This window comes from Anabaena sp. 54, assembly GCF_017355725.1.
Lineage (GTDB): Bacteria > Cyanobacteriota > Cyanobacteriia > Cyanobacteriales > Nostocaceae > Dolichospermum > Dolichospermum heterosporum.
Window position 1 is genome coordinate 103,287 of the sequence record NZ_JAAVWA010000006.1, and the last position, 21,002, is coordinate 124,288.

Annotated in this window: 17 protein-coding genes; 10 read left to right on the forward strand and 7 right to left on the reverse strand. The window is 38.1% G+C overall.

Going from position 1 to position 21,002, the window contains the following annotated elements:
- Window positions 1-112: 112 nt before the first annotated feature.
- Window positions 113-1,606: a phospholipid carrier-dependent glycosyltransferase gene (locus tag HEQ36_RS09365; protein WP_168635231.1), complete on the reverse strand. Its 1,494-nt coding sequence runs from the start codon at window positions 1,604-1,606 to the stop codon at window positions 113-115.
- Window positions 1,607-1,721: 115 nt separating this feature from the next.
- On the opposite strand from HEQ36_RS09365, the gene HEQ36_RS09370 reads away from it, so the two are divergent.
- The 3 genes from HEQ36_RS09370 (at window position 1,722) to HEQ36_RS09380 (ending at window position 3,799) form a co-directional block, all read left to right on the forward strand.
- The gene (locus HEQ36_RS09370) at window positions 1,722-2,126 is read left to right on the forward strand and encodes a hypothetical protein (RefSeq protein ID WP_027403445.1); all 405 of its coding nucleotides are present in this window, start codon (window positions 1,722-1,724) and stop codon (window positions 2,124-2,126) included.
- Window positions 2,127-2,161: 35 nt separating this feature from the next.
- Window positions 2,162-3,217, forward strand: a complete 1,056-nt coding sequence (locus HEQ36_RS09375; RefSeq protein WP_168635232.1) for a hypothetical protein — start codon at window positions 2,162-2,164, stop codon at window positions 3,215-3,217.
- Between the two features lie 234 nt (window positions 3,218-3,451).
- Window positions 3,452-3,799 (forward strand): Rieske (2Fe-2S) protein, encoded by a 348-nt coding sequence (locus tag HEQ36_RS09380; RefSeq protein WP_027403443.1) that lies wholly within the window; start codon window positions 3,452-3,454, stop codon window positions 3,797-3,799.
- Window positions 3,800-4,006: 207 nt separating this feature from the next.
- On the opposite strand, the gene HEQ36_RS09385 is transcribed toward HEQ36_RS09380, so the two are convergent.
- Together HEQ36_RS09385 and HEQ36_RS09390 are read right to left on the reverse strand one after the other, a co-directional pair.
- A complete protein-coding gene (locus HEQ36_RS09385; protein ID WP_053537534.1) occupies window positions 4,007-5,341 on the reverse strand; it encodes a tellurite resistance TerB C-terminal domain-containing protein in 1,335 nt (444 codons plus the stop codon).
- Window positions 5,325-6,674 (reverse strand): ATP-binding protein, encoded by a 1,350-nt coding sequence (locus tag HEQ36_RS09390; protein WP_168635233.1) that lies wholly within the window; start codon window positions 6,672-6,674, stop codon window positions 5,325-5,327. Before HEQ36_RS09390 ends, HEQ36_RS09385 begins: the two co-directional genes overlap by 17 nt.
- A gap of 680 nt (window positions 6,675-7,354) precedes the next feature.
- Between HEQ36_RS09390 and HEQ36_RS09395 the strand changes: the two genes are divergently transcribed.
- Window positions 7,355-8,593 (forward strand): aminoglycoside phosphotransferase family protein, encoded by a 1,239-nt coding sequence (locus HEQ36_RS09395; protein WP_168635234.1) that lies wholly within the window; start codon window positions 7,355-7,357, stop codon window positions 8,591-8,593.
- Window positions 8,594-8,779: 186 nt separating this feature from the next.
- Entirely contained in the window at window positions 8,780-9,859 is a 1,080-nt protein-coding gene (locus HEQ36_RS09400) for a T3SS effector HopA1 family protein (RefSeq protein ID WP_168635529.1), read from the forward strand.
- A 228-nt stretch (window positions 9,860-10,087) separates the two neighbouring features.
- On the opposite strand, the gene HEQ36_RS09405 is transcribed toward HEQ36_RS09400, so the two are convergent.
- The gene (locus HEQ36_RS09405) at window positions 10,088-11,446 is read right to left on the reverse strand and encodes an NAD(P)/FAD-dependent oxidoreductase (RefSeq protein WP_168635235.1); all 1,359 of its coding nucleotides are present in this window, start codon (window positions 11,444-11,446) and stop codon (window positions 10,088-10,090) included.
- A 298-nt stretch (window positions 11,447-11,744) separates the two neighbouring features.
- Between HEQ36_RS09405 and ilvC the strand changes: the two genes are divergently transcribed.
- From ilvC to rnhA, 5 genes are all read left to right on the forward strand, one after another.
- A complete protein-coding gene (gene ilvC, locus HEQ36_RS09410) occupies window positions 11,745-12,740 on the forward strand; it encodes a ketol-acid reductoisomerase (RefSeq protein ID WP_053537531.1) in 996 nt (331 codons plus the stop codon).
- Between the two features lie 152 nt (window positions 12,741-12,892).
- A complete protein-coding gene (locus HEQ36_RS09415) occupies window positions 12,893-14,056 on the forward strand; it encodes an AAA family ATPase (RefSeq protein WP_168635236.1) in 1,164 nt (387 codons plus the stop codon).
- Complete coding sequence (locus HEQ36_RS09420) at window positions 14,056-14,658, forward strand: DUF4276 family protein (protein WP_168635237.1); 603 nt, start codon at window positions 14,056-14,058, stop codon at window positions 14,656-14,658. Before HEQ36_RS09415 ends, HEQ36_RS09420 begins: the two co-directional genes overlap by 1 nt.
- A 339-nt stretch (window positions 14,659-14,997) precedes the next feature.
- Window positions 14,998-15,432 (forward strand): GNAT family N-acetyltransferase, encoded by a 435-nt coding sequence (locus tag HEQ36_RS09425; protein ID WP_168635238.1) that lies wholly within the window; start codon window positions 14,998-15,000, stop codon window positions 15,430-15,432.
- A gap of 87 nt (window positions 15,433-15,519) precedes the next feature.
- Window positions 15,520-16,428 (forward strand): ribonuclease HI, encoded by a 909-nt coding sequence (rnhA, locus tag HEQ36_RS09430; RefSeq protein ID WP_053537524.1) that lies wholly within the window; start codon window positions 15,520-15,522, stop codon window positions 16,426-16,428.
- Between the two features lie 356 nt (window positions 16,429-16,784).
- On the opposite strand, the gene HEQ36_RS09435 is transcribed toward rnhA, so the two are convergent.
- The 3 genes from HEQ36_RS09435 to hemE form a co-directional block, all read right to left on the reverse strand.
- Window positions 16,785-18,665, reverse strand: coding sequence for an ABC transporter ATP-binding protein (locus HEQ36_RS09435; RefSeq protein WP_168635239.1), 1,881 nt, complete (start codon window positions 18,663-18,665; stop codon window positions 16,785-16,787).
- Between the two features lie 47 nt (window positions 18,666-18,712).
- A complete protein-coding gene (locus HEQ36_RS09440; protein WP_053537522.1) occupies window positions 18,713-19,177 on the reverse strand; it encodes a hypothetical protein in 465 nt (154 codons plus the stop codon).
- Between the two features lie 484 nt (window positions 19,178-19,661).
- The gene (gene hemE / locus HEQ36_RS09445; RefSeq protein ID WP_027403426.1) at window positions 19,662-20,714 is read right to left on the reverse strand and encodes a uroporphyrinogen decarboxylase; all 1,053 of its coding nucleotides are present in this window, start codon (window positions 20,712-20,714) and stop codon (window positions 19,662-19,664) included.
- Between the last annotated feature and the right edge of the window lie 288 nt (window positions 20,715-21,002).

The following is a 21,002-nucleotide window of genomic DNA, read 5'->3' on the forward strand; positions in this document are numbered from 1 at the left end:
CCTAATATTCTTACACAGAAGAACTAGCTGTCACCAAATATATAGATAAGAAATGTAAAAATTTACATGATTGAAGCTACAGGATTTGTGTATATATATTAAGAAATTTCTATCAAATCCAAGAACTAAACCACATCCGCATTCTATAACCATCAGGAGAGATAGGTAAACCTAGATAAATAGGCATCCAAAAAATGAAAGCAGCGACAATGATAAAAGTTATAGTCACACCTACTGCCCGAATTTGCCGATGATAACTCAGCAGACATTGATCAACAACCCAAGCGATCGCTATAAATGTAAATACAACCGCAGACATATAATGATAGATAAAAACACACCTTGTTACCTCCACCCAAGGGAGGAGATTAGCCCCATAATTTATGACTAAAAATAAGCCAATCCAAGTATCAACGCCGAGATTTTTCGGGATAAATAACCGCTTTTTTTCAATTATCGGCATCGTAATTGTGATGATTACCATACCAATTAGAAAGATCATTGCAGCTAAACCAAACCACCATAGAAAAGGATTCCCCATAGCATGAACATCATAAATTACTTTACCAGCACCATCAGGTAAGGGCGGTCCAAATACAGGTAAGGAATCCTTGGTACTTTGAGCAGTTTGATAATAATAAGCCATTGGTCGAGTTAACAATGGCCATTTATACCATGCAGCACAATAAGGATGAACGCTAGGACTATTACCACCTAATTGCAGATGAAAGTGTAAAATTTGTTTATGAACTTCAATAAATCCATATCTTTTATCTAGTTGGAGGTGAGGAATCCAAATCAGACTATAAATAACTGCGGGAATAATTCCTAAATAAGAACCCATTTGCCAAATATTTATTTTTGTCAGATTTTGCAAGGGTGATTTTATAGTATCCGTTGGGGAATCATTGGCAGAATTAAAAAACCGTAAACAAGAAAATAATGGACTACGAGATGGATGATCTTCATATTGCAACCAGCGAATTATCCAGGCTGCTATCCATACACCATAAGCACCCGCTAAAAACCATAAACCATTCCATTTTGTACCAATAGAAGCACCAAAACTAATACCAGAGAGAATTAACCACAACCAACGGTTTTGTTTTTGCTGATCTAATGCCAACAATAATAACCATTGTCCGAGTAAACCAAAGATAACTATATAAACATTACTTAAAGCATAACGAGATTCTACTAAAAATAATCCATCACAGGCTGTAAAAAATCCTGCTAACAAAGCAAACCGATGACGATAACTAAATTGATAAGTTAATAAAGTCACGATTACGGGAATTAATGAACCAGTGAGCGCATTTACCCACCGATAATTCCAAGGAGATAATAAAGAATCTGTGAGACTATTGACAGTATCTCGACCAATAGGAATGTATTGACTCATCCAAATCCCTAACCCAATCAGATATTGACTTAATGGTGGATGAGCATTAAAAAATGGTGTATGGGTCAGATAGTTGTTACCAAATTTAGCAAAATAAACTTCATCAAATACTAAAGTATTAAATCGGCTTAGTCCCCAAAAACGTAAGCTCAAGGAAAGTAGAAATATGCTTATTATGCCTAATCGAAACCAAGTTTTTTTCATGATGTTCTTCAGGGGTTTTTCGAGTTAGATCCCCGACTTCTCTAAGAAGTCGGGGATCTTGTTGTCCACAAATATAGAATAATAGCTCTAATACAGTCAAAAAACTTAATCTACTATGTCACAATTAGAACGACTGCTAAAAATGGCAGAAGATGAACTTACGGAGTATAGCACTGATGCCCGCAAAATGGAAAAACTCCGCCGCAAGATTAGTCTATCAGTACCATTAGCAGAACAGAGGCAACTAAAAGCGACATTATTAGCTACAATACCATCTGGTAAAATTGCAGAAATTGTGGAAGAGCAAAGACAAACCGTAGCTTTGCCATTTTGGGGAATTGCTGGTTTGGGTTTGTTATTGGGTATTTCCCTGAATCAACCCATTGGCTTATTAGCAGCTATTGGGGGGACTGTAGCAGCCTTTAGGATTCAGAAATGGGGTTGGCAATTACAGGCAAATCGCCTATTATTGCGGACCTTGGAAGATATTGAAACCCGGATTTCTCAACCTAGTAATTGAGTACAAACAACAAATTAATTGAGGAGATAGAAGTTATGACAAAGTATGATTATATTTTCAAATCGAAAGAGACGATCAAAGAATCATTAAATGCACAAGAAGCGGTAGCGGCAATCGCTGTAATTGCAACAATAGTTGATTCTGGCAGTGAAGACATAGATGCCGAAAGTTTAGCTGATATTCTTTGGGAGTTTGAGATATTTGATGAATACTCAGAAGAAGAAATGCTAGAAACGGTGGATAGACTCATAGAAATTGCCGGAGAGGTGGGATTAGGTTCTTTGTTTAATGCTGCTAATGCGGCAATTTCTGGTGAAGCAGTTTTAGATGGTTTTGCGGCTGGAGTGATTATGCTTTTAGATGCGGAAAATTTAATTATCCCGGCAAATAAAAAGGTTTTCCTGAAACAACTACAAATAGCTTTAGAACTGGATGATGAAGAAGCAGAAGAAATTATCAAAGAGATAATTGCCTCAATAGAAGCTGGGGATGAGGAGGAATATGTCGAGGAAGAATATGAAGCAGTTATTTTCAATGAAGCTGGTGAACAATTTTATCAATCACCTTTGGGTAACTTTATAGTTCCTATTCCTGTAAATTCTGAACAGGGAGGAACACTGCAAACTGAGGAAGGAATGGTGAGTTTTTCGGACGATACTGGGACTTTACTGAGAATTGATTATTATCCTCTCTCCCTAGAAGAAATTGATGATCTAGAATCCCAAGAAGATGAGGTATATCTGCATAGAGTTTTGGTGGATAAATATGTCCCTCAAGCCATTATTTCTCATGTTCCTACGGCGGAAGTGAAATATAAAGAATATTGGCAAGATACTTTAGAAACTTATTACTATGTATTAGTAAATATGCCTCAAGGTTCAACTATATCCAAGCAGGAAACTAATGGCAATAATGGCATAAGATTAGATGCCTATAGAGGATTGCTGTCTTTTGTCAATAATGAATGTTTGTATATAGTTAGTAGTCAACGCAGCTTTTTAAATGGTGAAATATCTGGTTCTGTGAAGGAAGAGGCGAAGAAAATGAGAAAAGCTATTTTAGATTTTGTCAACACGATTGAGTTTGCCTAAATCTAAATTTCTCAATTTTAGGTACTCTTCTGGGGGCAGTCAGACTTTTGGGCGCAGGCCCTGCGCCCCTACCCCCGTATTTGGGGCAACCACAGGGGTTGGCCCCCTACAAAATTGATGGGTTTAGTGATTTTGAAAATGTTCAATAAATTTTGCACAGGTACTTATTAGCGATCGCATAAGACACAATTGCGAGAAACTAAGAACAGGTCTATTGAAAATAAGGAGAATCTCATGGCTTGGACTCAAGTTTTAGCTGCTAACGCACTGGCTGCTGGTGCGCGGGAAGTAGTCAAAGTGGGCGATCGCAAGATCTTACTCTTAAACCACGAAAATCAGCTTTATGCTGTAGATGATACCTGCCCTCACTTAAAAATGTCTTTGAAGAAAGGAAAAATTGAAGATGGGGCGATAGTTTGTCCCTTCCACCGCAGTGCATTTGACTTGGGTAATGGAGAAGTAAAAACTTGGTGTCCCTTCCCACCCGTAGTTGGTAAATTGCTGTCAATGGTTTCCTCGGAAAAAACCTTACCAACCTATCCTATTAAAGTGGAAGCAGGCAACATTTTAATTGATGTCTAAGCAGCATCATAGCAAAAGTAGGGGCGCAGGGCCTGCGCCCAAAAATCTGAATTTCACGATCAATTAATATTGTGATTACCTTGTCCGGTTCTCAATTTCTCATTTCTCTCGTTCCCATACTCTGTATGGGAATGAATTCTCAAAGACTCTGCCTTAAATCATTTTTAGGTACAAAATCTCAATTGAAACCTATACACAAAGCCAGGTTTACTCCTGAATTCTGCTGTAACTGATTTCTGAATATTTAGTAATCATTGTTTTCACATTTAATAAATGTTCTTCAACAATTTCAGGAACTTCAGTATTGGTTTCAATAATTAATTCACCAATCGTATTACTAGCTATTTCATTAATAGCATCAATCAAAAGATTGGGCATAGTAATATTAGCTTCAGCAATTTCTTTAATAGTAGCTTTGGGGTTGTCTTGTTCCAGTATGGCTTTCAAAACCTGAATTTCATAACCGGGGAGATGGTTGAAAAAATTATTCCATTTTGCTGGTAAATTTTCGGTGTGATCATGTTTCCCCTTTATTGGATCTAATGGTTCTAATAATTCATCAAAAGGAAACAAATCTAAATTATTTTCTTCATTATCGGGCAATGTTGAGGGATTGATTGTTTCCACTTGTTGAAGTAATTCCCAAACTTGATTTTGTAATAAATCCCGTTCATCTTGTAAGACAGAAATTTGATTTTGTAGTTGATTAACTTCCGTTTTTTGTTCTAATGTCTTATTCTGTAATGATTTGAGCGTATTTTCCAGATTATTTCTAGTTATACCTGTTTCTACTAGTAGATTATTTTGTTTAGTAATTTCCAGTTCTTGATTTTGAATTTCTATTCGTAGTTCATAAAGCTTTTCTTCTAGTTGTGGTTTAAGTCTTTCTAACAAAATTACATCATTTTCTAATTCTTTTTTCTGCTGTTTGATTGTATCAATTTGAGGTTGAATTTGGTTGATTTCAGCACGGGAGGCGTGACAATTTAGTTCTAATCGTCGCTTTTCTGCAATCAAATTATTGCAACTATTATTTAGTTCTATATTACTATTTTCTAAATGTGCAAATTCATTTTTAAGATTATAAATTTCGGCTTCAATTTGCTTTTTTTGAGCCGCAAATGTCCCGATATCTCGATGTAAACTATCTCTTTGACTACGACAATCTCCAATTTGGTTTTCTAACTGCTGAGTTTCTGCATACAATAAATTTCTATATTCTTCTAATTGGTGTATTTCTTTGAGAATACGCGATTTTAACCCTTCTATATCTCGAATCCGTCTTTGGAGAGAACCAATCATTTTCCACTCATCATTTCTTCGCCGTTTATCAACGAGAAATGCGGCTGCATAAGTAGCTAATACCGTAATTATTCCCGTAAAAAAGGCTCTAGAAATATCCCAATTAGGAACAAGACTTAAACCAAAACTGACACTAAAAGCGGTTATTCCTAGTACGACTCGATGACTAACTATAGTTGGTTGTATCTTACTAGGTTTTATGGTAGCCAAGTTGTTAGAATTATTAGTAATTAACGTCATTATTCCTCACATTTTCACCAAATACAGCTAAATCTGCCTTTAAAAAGTCAATAAACTGCCTTGCGGTTCTGCCAGAACGGCCATTATGACGGGTTGCCCATTGTAAAGCTTTGTATTCTAAATCTTCGGGAGAAATATTAATATTTGCTGCTAGGTGCTGGACTATTTGTAAATAGGTTTTTTGATCTGCGGCTTCAAAAGTTAATGTTAGACCAAAGCGATCGCTAAAAGACAACTTTTCTTGCATTGTATCCCAACCATGAACTTCATTGTTATCCTTGGGGGCTGGTCTATCAGTAAAATATTCCCGGATTAAATGGCGACGGTTAGACGTAGCATATACAACTACATTTTCCGGTCTGGCAGTTACATTTCCCTCTAAAACAACTTTCATTGCTTTAAAACTATTATCATCTTCTTCAAAGGAAAGATCATCTACAAAAATAATAAATTTTTGGGGAACACCTCGCAACAATTCGACAATTTTTGGTAAATCTGGCAATTCTGACTTAGAAACTTCTATTAAGCGCAAGTTTCGATGACTATATTCATTTAATAAAGATTTAACTAAAGAAGACTTACCTGAACCACGACTACCATACAGTAAAACGTGCAATGCAGTTTCGCCTGACAATAAGAACTCTGTGTTTTTGACTAAAGCATCTTTTTGCCACTCGTAACCCACCAATGTAGACAGTTTTACCGCATCAGGACAAGTAATACCAACTAACTGCCCACTTTGCCAACGGAAAGCCCTATATTTGGCAAATAAACCAGTTCCATATTGCTGATAATAAGCGGCTAAATCTGCTACTGCATCACCCCAATTTGCCAACAGGGGAAGAGATATCATTAAACCCGTTTCTCCTGCTAGGGTTTCCGGTTCTCGATACCAAACCACAGGAGAAATCGGTAAATGCGTCGCCATTTGTACCCACTCACTTAAAACTGCACTATTACATTCATATAAACTTTGTAATATTTGCAAATCATGTTGCACAGCCACTACTAAAGCCGAGGGTAATTGCCTAAACTCCTCTCGTTGTGCCAATTTGCTAAAAGGATTATCCGCAGTCAGAATTTGCTGAATCAGATATTCTTCCCAGGTTTGATGACTGTTGGCTAAAGCTTGGAAATAACTACCGTAAGCCTGGAGGCAATCTCGCCCATCTCCATCAGTATAACGGATGGTTTGTAATAAATTCAGAAACGCTCTGCCTACGTCGCTGTCTAGGACAGATTGGTACAGTAAAAGAGAGGCAGCTTGGCGTTGTAAAAGTTGCACCGCTGTATAAGATATAGTATTTGCCATCAGCATTGGTAGATGATCCATCAATCAACTGGTTAAAAGGGAACAGGGAACAGGGAACAGGGAACAGGGAACAGAAAAATCAATTGTGTAATTAATTCTGTCCTATTACTTGTGTCTAATTTATATTATTCTTGCCTCCCTCCAATTCTTTCTCCTGAACTCCTGAATGGGCGCAGGCCCTGCGCCCCTACCTCCTGATAGCGTAGCGTGGCGTTAGCCATACTCCTGATAGCGAAGCGTGCGCTCCTACCTCCTGGACTCCTGACTCTTATACCTACAGGAATACAAGTGTAGCCATTTATATATTATACTAGAGGGGATTGGGGACAAAAGTAAACTAATACTGATTGTCAGGATAAATTGCTAACATACATACAGGAAACATGGATCACTGACAAATGTAAGTAACCGTTGTTTTCACTGGATATGTACCAGCAATTATTTTGGCAACAGTAATGTTTGATTCAAGGTGCAAAGCTCTACTACAGATATTGTAAAGATTTTATAGTTTCTTCCGTAGACTTGAAAGTAGAAAAATAGCTAATATTGCCATTTTGGCAGGTCTTTCTGACACAAATGGGATATTAGTAGATAGTAGCAATGGTTCGTAAATTTTTTACCATTAACTTAAGAACTGCTACAGCCACCTCAATATTGACTGCGGTAATTCTTTAGCCATTTAAATAACTAGGAAATAATTCATGTTGTTATCACTGTCTTCTCAAAATGTTATCCAGTATCTGCACAAGGCAGGACTGTGTAGCGCGGAAGATGGCGCTGCATATAAATCTGTATTGCCAGAAAATAGCAAGAAAAATGGGAATTTACTGGTAATCCTGGCAGATAATCGCCAACTGCTAATTAAACAAGAACGTCACATTAATAATGAGCAAAATTGCCATGAACTCTTTAATGAATGGCTGTTTCATCAACTATTACAGCAATTTCCAGTGATTGGTAATATTGGAGCGATCGCATTATCATTGTTACATTTTGATGAAGAGAATTCTATTCTGGTGCGGAGCTACTTCAGCGAATATGTGGAGTTAGGAAAATTTTATCAACAGAGTAGTATGTTCCCCACAGCGATCGCCAGCGCGATTGGTAATACGTTAGCAGGATTACACCGAGCCACGTTTAATAAACGTGAGTATCGTGATTTTATGTCCACTGCCCCCGCAGGACAGTTTCGCTATAATTTTTACAATCCTGCTCAAGGTATACCCTCAATAAATCCAGACACATTTGGGACAATTCCCACCGAAGCACTACAATTTCATCTCCTGTATCAGCGTTACGAAAGTTTAGAATCAGCGATCGCTGACCTAGCTTATGATTGGAAACCATCTTGTTTAACTCACAATGATCTACAATTAAGCAACATTCTAGTTCATTCTCGATGGGAACAGCTAGATAACTGCTTGACAAAATTAATTGACTGGGAAGCTTGCGGTTGGGGAGATCCAGCTTTTGATTTAGGAAACTTATTAGCCAGTTATTTAGGCGTGTGGCTGTCTAGCCTAGTAGTAGATCCAACATTAGACCTAGAAGAATCTTTAAATTTAGCCATGATTCCTCTAGAAGCAATACAGCCTTCAATCTTAGCTTTAATTCGGGCTTATCTTGATGCTTTTCCCATGATTTTAGAATATCATCAAGACTTCATTCTGCGAGTAATTAAGTTTGCCGGTTTAGCATTAATTCAACAAATTCAACACAGAATCGAATCCCAAAAATCCTTTGATAATAGTAATCTGTGTATGCTCGAAGTTGCTAAAAGCCTCTTAACAGTGCCAGAACAGGCAGTATTGACGATTTTTGGCATCTCCGCCGCAGAAATCCTCCAATCTGTCCCCACACTCCAGAAACTTCCTCAACCCCATAAAGAACAACAATTAGTGCGTCTTTATTACGAAAAAACTCGTCTACGCGGTTGTTAGTAATAATGATTCCATCATATTGTGAGGCTAAACAGAATCATAAAATCCATGAACTCATCCCTTCTTATCCGCGTTTATCTGCGTTTATCTGCGGTCGATTTTCTTGGAAATATTATGCCATACAGCCTCATCTAAACCTGATATTTCCCATATATTTTCCGAAAATTTGAGGTGCAAAACAAATTAATGCTTGATGACTCTACCAATCAAATTCTCAATTCATTATTCGATATTGCCAATAATATCCAGATTGAACCTAATTTTTGTATTTACCATCCCAATTATCAACCTTTTGCCTTACCCACAAATATAGCAAACAGGTTTCAACAAAACTCACCTTCTTTAAAACAGAAATATTTGAATATACTGTTGAGAAATTTCCTCTATGGTATTTATTACAATGGTTCACTACAAACAGTCTTAGCCACAAACAGTAATTGTCAATCTCAGATAAATTTCCTAGAAAATAATAGTTTAGGTGTAGATGAAGAATTCTATGAACAACTACATCATAGCAATCATGGTACAGGTCATTATGAACCAGATTGGCAGATTTTGAGAATTGAACCTGATGGTAGTATGGCTGTAAATAAGGATGGATTAACCTTATATATTGAGCCAGAATGTCATCTGCAACCCCGGAAAAAGTCCCCTAAAGTGGGGGAATTAATAGCAATATGGATGCCTAAAAATCGCTTGCAAAATGGCTGTTATGTGGCAGTAAGTAATACAGCAATAGAAAATCAATCTCCCCAAAATACTGATTTAGGAGGAGGACGAATTTATTTTCATGTGACATCATCCGGGGCAATTGTCCTCATGGATAGCTTAACCAAAGCCTTGAATAATGTGGCAATTGCCTTTAGTTTTCAAGTTCTTTATAATCCCACAGCATATCAGCGTTATGATGCAGGTGTGCTGCATTTTGACCGCCAAGATTACCCCACAATTCGGAATATTCTTCAAGATATTTATCAAAAACATCAAGCTTACTTTCAGCCGGAAATTCCCTTATTTACAAAATTTTTAGCACCGGGATTAGGGTTAGCAGAAGAACCAAATCAAAAATTTGCTCCTCAAGAAAGTTTTGGGATGAACCGTTGTCAAATTGTTGCCAATGCGCTGTTAGAATCTTGGCAAAAGGGTAAAAATGCTTTAGAAGAAAGAATAGAATTAATTAACCAACACTTTGCCAAAAATTTGATTGATGTGCAGCATCCCTATCTTAATCCGGCTTCTGAGGATATTTATCAGCCGTTAATTTGAGGAGAAAATAACCTGATATGTGTCAACTTAAGCTCGTTCCTAGTCTCTGACTGGGAATGAGACGAAAGTTTCACCCAAGGCTAAAAATGCTGGATGCCAAGTTGTCAAACCATCATCACCTAATCTTTCGTACACACTATAAGTTTTTGATTTCAAGTTATTATGGGAGGCAGAGTCTCTAGAGGGCATTCCCAGTCGGAGACTGGGAACGAGTGAACAAACTACCAACTACACATTTAACGGCTTTTTTGTGATAACTGGCGTGTGATTATCACTATTTACAATTGGTACAGGGGCAATGGTTTCCTTACCTGTAATTAATCTTGCGCCACGATTGCGGGTAAAATAACTCCACAACCATTGAATCATCACAACTAACTTATTATCAAATTCAATCAAGAAGTAAATATGAATAAATAACCAAACAAACCACGCCAAGAAACCTCTGAGTTTGATAAATCCTAAATCAACAACTGCGGCGTGTTGCCCAATCATTGCTAAACTACCTCTATCCACATATTTGAATTTGGGTAGTGTTTCACCTTTCAAACGTTTTTGAATGAGTTTAGCTACATATTCGCCTTCCTGCATGGCGACTGGTGCAACTCCCGGCAAAGGTTTATCATTTTGATGGGCGAAATTTGCTAAGTCACCAACTACGAAGATGTTGGGAAATCCTTTAATACTTAAGTCTGGTTCAACCATAACACGACCAGCGCGATCGCTCTCAACTCCCGTCTTCTCTGTCAAAACTTTCCCCATTGCTGAGGCTTTCACACCCGCAGCCCACAACACAGTTTTTGCTGCAATTTCTTTGACATCATCACCTTGCTTAATCGTCACAATATCATTTTCAATATGTGTTACCAAAGTTTTGGTTTGCACATCTACGCCCAAAGCCTTTAATGATGTTTCCGCTGTGTGGGATAATTCGGGGGCAAAAGGGGGAAGAATCCGATCTAAACCTTCTAACAATAAAACTCTGGTTTCTGAGGTGTCAATGTTGCGGAAATCTTCTGTTAGGGTTTTAGTTGCCAATTCAGCGATCGCTCCCGCTAATTCTACCCCAGTTGGACCACCACCAACAATCACAAAAGTTAACAAAGCTTGGCGTTTTACCGGATCACTTTCGCTTTCAGCCGATTCAAAGGCAGAGAATATCCGCCGACGCATCTCAATTGCATCTTCTACAGTCTTTAAACCCGGTGCAAATTCTTCCCAGTTATCCTTACCAAAATAGGAATGCTTCGCCCCTGTAGCCACAATTAAGGTATCGTAGGGGACAGTCTCCTCACCCACCATCACCTTTTGGGCGTTAGCGTCAATATCATTCACCTCACCCAACAGCACCTTAGTATTCTTACTCTTGCTGAGGACAGCCCGCAAGGGAGAGGAAATATCCGCTGGGGACAAAGCACCTGTAGCGACTTGGTACAGCAGTGGTTGAAACAGGTGAAAATTGCGTTTATCAATCAGCGTGATTTGCACATTAGCCTTAGCCATAGACTTAGCGGCATACAATCCACCAAAACCACCACCAATAATCACGACTTGATGAACTGGTTTCTTGTCAGCTAGATCAACCATAAAAAATATTTCCTTCCATTACAGGGCTGTAACTATTCTTAACAAATTTGTATCAAAATTATCACAATTATTTCTGTTTATCTTGAACTTCTTAAAAAAAAAGAAAAGTAGTGGATTAGTCAGGAGGTAGGGGCGCAGGGCCTGCGCCCACCCAGGAGTCAGGAGTCAGAAAGAAATTCCCCCCTGTTCCCTGTTCCCTGTTCCCTGTTCCCTGTTCCCTGTTCCCTATTCCCCAATTTGCGATACAATCATAAGTCTGCCAATTTCATGACAGCCTTTATAAACAGGAGATGCTTCTATGGCGCGTATGTATTATGATGAAGATGCTAATTTAGACCTTTTAAAAGGTAAAACCGTTGCTATTATTGGTTATGGTTCACAAGGTCATGCTCACGCGCTGAATCTCAAAGATAGCGGTGTAAACGTCATTGTCGGATTATATCCCGGCAGTAAGTCCACAGCCAAAGCCGAAGCTGCTGGTTTGACAGTTAAAAATGTGGCTGATGCTGCCAAAGCTGCTGATTTCATCATGATTTTATTACCAGATGAAGTCCAAAAAACAATTTACAAAAACGAAATTGAACCCAATTTAGAAGCCGGAAACGTTTTAGCTTTTGCACATGGTTTTAATATCCACTTTGCACAGGTTGTACCTCCTGCTGATGTTGATGTCGTCATGGTTGCACCTAAAGGACCTGGACATTTAGTGCGTCGTACCTACGAACAAGGACAAGGTGTACCTGCGTTATTTGCAGTTTATCAAGATGCCACTGGTCAGGCACGCGATCGCGCTATGGCTTATGCTAAAGGTGTTGGTGGTACACGCGCCGGTATTTTGGAAACTACTTTCCGTGAAGAAACCGAAACCGATTTGTTTGGGGAACAAGCAGTATTGTGTGGTGGTTTGAGTGCTTTAATCAAAGCCGGTTTTGAAACCTTAGTTGAAGCAGGTTATCAACCAGAACTCGCTTATTTTGAATGTCTGCACGAAGTCAAATTAATCGTTGATTTAGTCGTAGAAGGTGGTTTAGCTACCATGCGCGATAGTATTTCTAATACTGCCGAATATGGTGATTATACTCGCGGTCCTCGCGTTGTCACCGCCCAAACTAAAGCGGAAATGAAGAAAATCCTCAGCGAAATCCAATCTGGACAATTTGCGCGGGAATTTGTTCTAGAAAACCAAGCTGGTAAACCTGGTTTTACTGCTATGCGTCGTCAAGAAGCAGAACATCCTATTGAAGCAGTTGGTAAAGATTTACGTGCCATGTTTAGCTGGTTAAAGAAAGCGTAATTTTGGGTAATTGCAAAAGAGGTGATTGGTAATCATCAATCACTTCTTAACATCTATTTAGGGCTTATACCAGGAAAGTAGCTATAATAGGATAAAGAAATAGTCAATTTACTATTTTTAACTGGTCTATTGCAATCTTCTCTTTATTCCTAATGTTTATTTCTCATATCATCCTCAAGAATTGGCGTAATTTTCTGTCAGTAGATGTCGAATTAGGTGATAGAGTTTTTATAGTCGGTCCTAACGCCTGCGGTAAATCTAATTTTCTGGATGTATTTCGCTTTTTACGTGACATTGCTAAACCCGGAGGTGGTTTACAGACAGCGGTAAAAGATCGTGGAGGAGTATCTAAAATTCGCTGTTTGTCAGCGCGGCAAAATCCCAAGATTGAAATTGAAGTACATCTATCTGAATATTCTGGTAATGAACCTAAAAAACATAAACTTATATGGAAATATGCTATTGGCATAACCCAACAAACTAGAGGTTATCGTCAACCTATTTTAGACTACGAGCGTGTATGGAAGGGAAATGAAATAATAGTTAATAGACCAGATATAGACGATAAAAAAGATGAATTACGAAGAACACAGACCCACTTAGAGCAAATCAGTGCTAATGCCAATTTTCGAGAAATTGCTAAGTTTTTTGAATCAGTTCTATATCTACATCTTGTACCGCAGTTACTTCGTTATCCAGAGGCATTTTCTGGACAGGGAATTTCAGAAGATGCTTTTGGCAGAAGTTTTCTAGAACGCATTACCAAAACTCCTGAAAAGACTCGCAAATCTCGACTAACAAAAATTGAAAATGCTTTGCGTTCTGCTGTTCCCCAATTGAAACAGCTTACTGATATAAAAGATGAAATGGGTGTTCCTCATTTAGAAGCAGTATATGAGCATTGGCGACCTCAAGCTGGTAAACAAAGGGAAGATCAATTTTCAGATGGAACATTACGTCTAATCGGCTTGTTATGGTCATTGCTAGAAAGTGATTCACTACTACTTCTTGAAGAACCAGAGTTATCTTTAAATGCAGCTATAGTTAAAAAATTACCTTCTTTAATGTATCGAATACAGCGTCAGAAAAAAAGACAAATAATACTTACTACACATAGTGCAGATTTACTGGAAGATGAAGGAATTGGGGGTGAAGAAATCCTACTTTTAATACCAAGTCCAGAAGGAACTAAAGTTATTACAGCATCTTCAATTGATAATGTCCGTGATCTGTTAGAAGGAGGGTTAAGCATAGCTGAAGCAGTATTGCCATTAACTAAACCATCTGAGATTAATCAATTGGAGATTCATTTATAGTGGATTTGATACCTATTAATTTAGCTGTTGAAGACCCACTGAGTGAAGCTGTATTGCGGGCAATTTTACACCAATCAAACCGCCCTTATATAGTGGGTAATTGTTATTCTAAAAACGGTTTCGGCTATCTTAAAAAGAATATCAAAGGATTTAATAATGCTGCCAAAGGAACGCCTTATATAGTTTTAACAGACCTTGATAGAGCAGAATGTCCAAAGGAACTAATTCAAGAATGGCTACCATCTCCGAAACATCCTAATCTGTTGTTTCGTATCGCTGTCAGGGAAATAGAAGCATGGCTTTTAGCTGATAGAGAAAGCTTTGCCAAATTCTTGGTAGTTTCACAAACATTGATTCCTCAAAATGTAGACGAAATTAGTGATCCAAAACAAACATTGATTAATATTGCCAGAAAATCTAAAAAACGTGAATTGCATGAAGCTATAGTTCCACAGTCCAACAGCACGGCAAAGGTAGGTAGAGACTATAATGGACAGTTAATTTACTTTGTTAATAACTACTGGCAAATGGAAGTAGCTAAGTTATGTTCCCCAAGCCTACAAAGGGCTATTAATGCTATAGACAAATTTGAGCCAATATAAAGAATAGGTAAATTTTCATGAAGAAAAAACTTAATTCTAGATGAACTAAGCATTAAGAGTAATTTAATTATATTGACTCCACCGCTCCCTGTATGATATTTTTGGCAAAATATTACTAAAATCCTAACTCTAATTGAATTTAATGATTTAATAGTTTCAAAAATAGGCAATTTCTACGGAGTGCTTTACTATTGCCTATAGTATTTCCTAATCATATCGAGTATATCATAGCCCCCTCATCGCTTGCGGGGAGGGGGTTGGGTTCTTGCACCTCATAACATTGTCTATTAATTTAGATATTAATTTAGATCAAATCCATGCACAATAAACTTTAAAAAAATGAATTACCAAGTTGTTAACCAATTAAATGAAACTCAAATCGCTGAACTTGTAGAATTATACAAACATGAATTTTGGAGTAAAAACCGAACATATCAAGGTGTTACCAAAATGTTGGCTGCATCTGATGTTATTATCGCTTTAATAAATGAGGAAAAAGAACTAATTGCTTTCTGTCGTGTTTTGACTGATTTTGTTTATCGCGGAGTTCTTTATGATGTGATTGTTAAACCTAGTTATAGAAAAATGGGATTTGGTGCTAAATTATTAGATGAAGTCGTTAATCATACCCAATTAAAAGCAGTAGAAGATATCGCTCTTTTCTGTTTACCAGAAATGATTCCTTTTTATGAACGGTGGGGTTTTATATATGATGTAAATGCACTGAAAATAATGCACCAGTATGATTCAGTTATGGGAGGAATAGAACCATGATTATTAACTATGATAGTCTGAAGATTATTGACTAAAATTCGTCAGTAATGACTTTCTTGATGATATTTACAGTTTGATACTTGCACTATGTCTACTCAACGTCTAATTCAAAGTATATACACAGATGGTGCTTGCACAGGTAATCCTGGACCTGGTGGTTGGGGTACAGTTGTCTATTTTAGTGATGGTTCAGTTCACGAAATGGGTGATTCATCCCAGCACACCACTAATAATAAAATGGAAATGCAAGCTGCGATCGCCGCCTTGGAATTTTTCAAATCATCTCGACAAACTGAACCTATTACCCTGTACACAGATAGTAAATATCTAATTGATTGTGTGACAAAATGGGTAAAAGGCTGGAAAAAGAACGGCTGGAAAAAAGCAGATGGGAATCCCGTCCAAAACCAAGACCTCCTAGAAATTCTGGATCAACTCAATAGCCGACTGGTACAATGGGAACACGTTCGCGGACATTCTGGTAATGTTGGCAATGAACGCTGTGATGTCATTGCCCGTTCTTTCGCAAATCACAAAATCCCCCACCTCAAACAGTCATTAGCCGACTTTCTTCACGAAACTTTACCTAAAATTGGGGAAATAAGCGTAGTAAAAGTACCTAATGATCCAATAAACTCTACAATAACTAATAAAAACACACTAGAAAGCAGTCCGTCTGCATCAGATACAAGCACTATGGAACCATCTACAACACCAACTGCGACTACAACCAACGAACAACCCACTGAAATCAGGGTTTTACAACTTCGCAACTTGGTGGAAACCTTACGGATTGCAGACGAAATTGCCGAAAAAGGCTACCTAATTACCAGTTCAGAATTAGCAGACTTAATGGGTGTTCACTCCAGCGCCGTTACCAGCCGAGGTGATGAATGGCGTTGGCGAAATTGGATAGTTTCACGAGTAAGACGTGAAGGTAATCAAATTCTCTGGGAACTTGAACGTGGGGACAAAATAGCAACAGAAATAGATTAAAATAATTCAGGAATTTTTAATTAGGACTTGCTCTTTGGTGTCAACTTAACGTAAATTGATGTCTCTTCAAGCCAGGGAATAAATTCCCTGTCTAAAAGCTAAAGTCGGTTAAAACCGACTATCTTCGCGTCAATAGGATAATTTTTGATTTTGAGTTAACCAGAGTGCGTTTTAACGCACTTGAGCTTTTAGCCGGGAACTTAAGTTCCCGGCGGGTTTCTTTAGCCAAACAAATAAGCTACTTGTACTGAGATTGCCTAAGTATCCCTAGCCTAAGTTGACACTAATGAGCAATGCTAAACCCCTACCCGCAGAATCAAATAATTTAAGCCGTGTTGAGTATAGCACACCTTTGATTAAGCTCCTAACATTTGTAAATTGTGCAAAGTCGCATAAAATCCTTGTTGTTGTAATAATTCTTCATGACTTCCCTGTTCAATTAATTCCCCCCGTTTCAACACAAAAATCCGGTCTACATTCCGAATCGTCGAGAGACGGTGAGCAATAATAATTGAAGTTCGTTGGATTAACAACTGATTTAAAGCTGATTGAACTAAAGCCTCCGTTCCCACATCTAAACTCGCTGTAGCTTCATCTAAAACCAAAATTTGTGGATTACGAATAGCCGCCCTCGCAAAGGCTAAAAGTTGTTTTTGTCCACTAGAAAGATTAGTTGCTCGTTCTCGTAACTGAGTATCATAACCTTGAGGTAATTGGTTAATAAACGTCGCCACATTTGTTTTTTCTGCTGCTTGTTGAATTTCTGCAAAACTGTAATTGTCACCCAAAGTAATATTACTTTTGACATCACCAGCGAATAAAAACGCCTCTTGTAAAATCACCGTCATATAACGTCTTAGTTCCACCTGGGGAATCTCGCGGATATCCACACCATCAATCAGAATGCGCCCTTGGGTTGGTTCATAAAGACGACATAACAGGCGAATAATCGAACTTTTCCCGGCACCAGTTGGACCAACTAAAGCCACCTTTTCCCCTGGGTGAATGGTAAAGTCTAAATTCTTAATAACGTAATCATCATCTTTATAAGCAAAGGAAACATTTTCAAACTTAATTTCTCCCAAAGCCGGAACGGGTGTAAAATCTTGAGATTCTAACTTAGAAGCTATCTCATTAATATAGCCAAATTCAAAATCTACATTTAAACTTCGAGGCTGAGAGTAATCTTTAATTTCGATAGGTTCATCTAAAATATCAACTACCCGTTCAATAGCCGTAAAACCAGATTGAATCACCGTAAACTTTTCCGCAAAATTCCGCAATGGTTCAAAAAATTGTTGGGCATATAAAATAAATGCTGATAAAATCCCAAAAGAGATTTGTTGATTTAATAATAACCAACCACCTAAACATAGTACCCCAGCAACGGCAATTAAACCAATCCATTCTAAGGTTGCAGAAACTGCGGAATCATACCAAATGCTAATATCTACTTCCTTAATATAACGTTGGTTAGCAGATCGAAATAACTCAACATTAAATTTTTCGCGGCGAAATAATTGAACTATATTAATACCGACAATATTTTCTTGAAGTTGAGAATTGAGTGTAGAAAGTTCTTCCCTGGTTTTATAATTAGCCCTTCGATACTGCTGTTGAAAATAAATTATCAACCAAGTTACTGGCAAGAGGATGAATATCAACAAAGAAGCAAGTTGCCATTGAATTGAAAACATCAATCCCACAATTACTACCATAGATAGTAAATCAGAGACAATGCCTACAGCCCCAGTGGAAAAAACATCTCCTAAACTTTCGACATCACTCGTTAGTCTAGTAATCAATTTACCTACAGGTGTCTGATCAAAAAACCGCACAGCTAAAGATGTCACATGAGTAAATAAATCCTCACGAATAGCCGCCGTAATTTTTTGCCCTAGTTTCTGAACTAAATAACCTTGGACACCTGTTAATACTAAGCGCAAGGTAGTTGCAATAAGCAACATTCCAATCAGGATATTTAAGCCTTGCCATAAAGGCATATTTTGCAGAAATTGATATGTACTTGGTTCTTTGCGAATTAAAGAAATTGCCTGTCCTACTAATAGGGGTTTGATAGCACTAGCAACAGCAATAGGAACAAGCATGAACATGGATACTGCTAATAGTTTGCCATGACGACGACCATAGGGAACTAAGCGTAAAAATAACCGCCAGTCATTTTCTCGACGACGGTATTCGGGATTGGACTTAGTTGGAGATGGAGAGATGCCCATAAATAACAATTTAGGAGGAAAATAATGTGAAATTCTGCCCTGGGAGACTAATTTTTTTCAAAATTTAAGCCATTGATTTCTTGACATTTGGCCTGTGCTGCCTGATAAGCTGTCAAATATTCTAGACCACCCAACATAACATCACCATAATAATCATAGGGGGCTTCACCATAAATAGGTAAAGGATCATCCTCTGGATAATCTTCTTTGGATTCTTCAATAATGGCTTTGAGCTTTTTGGCACTCAGGCTTTGGGCGGGAAAATAATACAGTTCTTGGGGATTTTTTTGTAAATGGGGAAGTGTCGGATCTATAATTACATCATTAACTTCAATCCAACCATGTTCAACTGGTTTATAAGGCTGACCTGCAAATACTAAAAAGCCTTGAATATACTTTGCCCCTTCGGTGATTAAAACTGCTTTATAGGCATTATCAAAAGGTTTTTTGGCTTTACTTTTGATAGTTTTGGCAATTTCATTGGATAGGGTTTCATCTAATAATTTGTTCATGGAGTAAATTCTCCTTTAATTATTTTGTCAATTATTAATATACACTGTACTAGGCAATTTTTAATCACCTGGACTATATAGCGATCCTAAATTAGTTATGAAAAACAAGATCCCCGACTTCTCTAAGAGGTTGTTTGAAAAGTATTAGATGAAACCGATAAAAGGTTTTTTATACCACAGTGATGTTTCTTTTTATAATATAAAAAAAGCACCAGAAGGTCGCCTCCCTCACCTAGTGGCCGGTGGGTATCATTGTCCCCGTGGGTTGGTGTGTTCTCTCGCGTCGAGACTTGTGGACCGTAAAATCTAAAGATTACAGAAAAATATTTAGTCAGAATCAGGATTTAAGGATGTACAGGATGTTACCGTTAACCTATTCAAAAATAACAGAAATTTCTCTCTGTGTCCTCTGTGCCTCTGTGGTTCGTTATTTCCTCATCTGCGTTTAATAAAAATCAGGTGGGCAAAAAACCCACCCGAAAAACTAGACCAAAGCGTTGAGATTTTTGGCAGTTTCAAAGAAGAAAGCGACGTTTTCTTCTGGTGTTTCGGGGAGGACACCATGACCGAGATTGAGGATATGTCCCCAGTTACCAGCTTTGCGAACGGTGTCCAAAACGCGATCGCGGATAAATTCCTTAGAACCAAATAATACACCCGGATCAAGATTACCCTGTACTTTGACGTGCTTACCTAATCTAGCTCTAGCATCTGCCATATCTACTGCCCAGTCTACGGTAATGATATCTGCACCAGAAGCAGGCATTCTTTCCAAAAGTCCGGCACTACCTGTCACCAACAAAATTAATGGTGTGTCAGGATGAGTGGCTTTTACCTTCTGAAACACCATTTTTTGATAAGGTAGAGCAAAGGTATCATAATCTTGAGGGCTTAATTGTCCTGCCCAAGAATCGAACATTTGTACTACTTGAGCGCCACAATCAATTTGATAGCGGACATAATCAGCGATAGAATCAGCTAATTTAGTGAGTAGCTGATGGAGAATTGTCGGATCTGAGAAAGCCATGTTTTTGATGATGGAATAGGTTTTAGAACCCTTACCTTCCACCGCATAAGCTGCTAAAGTCCAAGGTGCGCCGACAAAGCCTAACACCGTTGATTGATTACCCACTTCCTGCCGTAATGCTTGCAAAATCGTTTTGATAAACGGCAGTGCTGTTTCTGGATCTAAGGAATGCAGTTGATCAACTTGTTGTTTAGTGCGTATGGGCGAATAAATAATCGGTCCCTTTCCTTCCGCAATATCCATATCAATCCCCATTCCTGGTAAGGGGGTGACAATATCGGAAAACAAAATTACTCCATCGGGTTGAAACGCTCTCCAGGGTTGGAGGGAAACTTCGATCGCCACTTCGGGAATTTCTGAGCGATCGCGGAATGAAGGATATTTATCCCGTAAATCCCGGTAAGCTTTCATGTAGCGTCCCGCTTGTCGCATCATCCATACAGGGGGACGATCTACTTGTTCACCACGAGCAGCCCGAAGGAGGAGAGGAGCCGTTAAGGAAACACCCATTTAACACTTCGTCCTAAGTCACTTTTATATTTCACCATTTAGCTTACCATCCTCAGATTCCTCTTGATCTACCTATCTATACAGGTCTTAAGGTTGCTTGACTTAACTTAATAAAACGTTATGGGTTTCTTTGCCCAGAAAAATATCTTGACATTTTAGCGTAAATGTGTAAATCAAAAATTTAAGAAAGATGTAGGGGCGCAGGGCCTGCGCCCTTTGTTAACGAAACTTTACGAAGCATCTTTTTCACCCATTTTTAAGCGATAATAGAAATATAAGAAAATGGAG

Excerpts from the sequence above, each read along its gene's own strand:
- HEQ36_RS09365 (WP_168635231.1), bottom strand. The coding sequence starts at position 1,606 with ATGAAAAAAACTTGGTTTCGATTAGGCATAATAAGCATATTTCTACTT.
- HEQ36_RS09370 (WP_027403445.1), top strand. The coding sequence starts at position 1,722 with ATGTCACAATTAGAACGACTGCTAAAAATGGCAGAAGATGAACTTACG.
- HEQ36_RS09375 (WP_168635232.1), top strand. The coding sequence starts at position 2,162 with ATGACAAAGTATGATTATATTTTCAAATCGAAAGAGACGATCAAAGAA.
- HEQ36_RS09380 (WP_027403443.1), top strand. The coding sequence starts at position 3,452 with ATGGCTTGGACTCAAGTTTTAGCTGCTAACGCACTGGCTGCTGGTGCG.
- HEQ36_RS09385 (WP_053537534.1), bottom strand. The coding sequence starts at position 5,341 with ATGACGTTAATTACTAATAATTCTAACAACTTGGCTACCATAAAACCT.
- HEQ36_RS09390 (WP_168635233.1), bottom strand. The coding sequence starts at position 6,674 with ATGGATCATCTACCAATGCTGATGGCAAATACTATATCTTATACAGCG.
- HEQ36_RS09395 (WP_168635234.1), top strand. The coding sequence starts at position 7,355 with ATGTTGTTATCACTGTCTTCTCAAAATGTTATCCAGTATCTGCACAAG.
- HEQ36_RS09400 (WP_168635529.1), top strand. The coding sequence starts at position 8,780 with ATGCTTGATGACTCTACCAATCAAATTCTCAATTCATTATTCGATATT.
- HEQ36_RS09405 (WP_168635235.1), bottom strand. The coding sequence starts at position 11,446 with ATGGTTGATCTAGCTGACAAGAAACCAGTTCATCAAGTCGTGATTATT.
- ilvC (WP_053537531.1), top strand. The coding sequence starts at position 11,745 with ATGGCGCGTATGTATTATGATGAAGATGCTAATTTAGACCTTTTAAAA.
- HEQ36_RS09415 (WP_168635236.1), top strand. The coding sequence starts at position 12,893 with ATGTTTATTTCTCATATCATCCTCAAGAATTGGCGTAATTTTCTGTCA.
- HEQ36_RS09425 (WP_168635238.1), top strand. The coding sequence starts at position 14,998 with ATGAATTACCAAGTTGTTAACCAATTAAATGAAACTCAAATCGCTGAA.
- rnhA (WP_053537524.1), top strand. The coding sequence starts at position 15,520 with ATGTCTACTCAACGTCTAATTCAAAGTATATACACAGATGGTGCTTGC.
- HEQ36_RS09435 (WP_168635239.1), bottom strand. The coding sequence starts at position 18,665 with ATGGGCATCTCTCCATCTCCAACTAAGTCCAATCCCGAATACCGTCGT.
- HEQ36_RS09440 (WP_053537522.1), bottom strand. The coding sequence starts at position 19,177 with ATGAACAAATTATTAGATGAAACCCTATCCAATGAAATTGCCAAAACT.
- hemE (WP_027403426.1), bottom strand. The coding sequence starts at position 20,714 with ATGGGTGTTTCCTTAACGGCTCCTCTCCTCCTTCGGGCTGCTCGTGGT.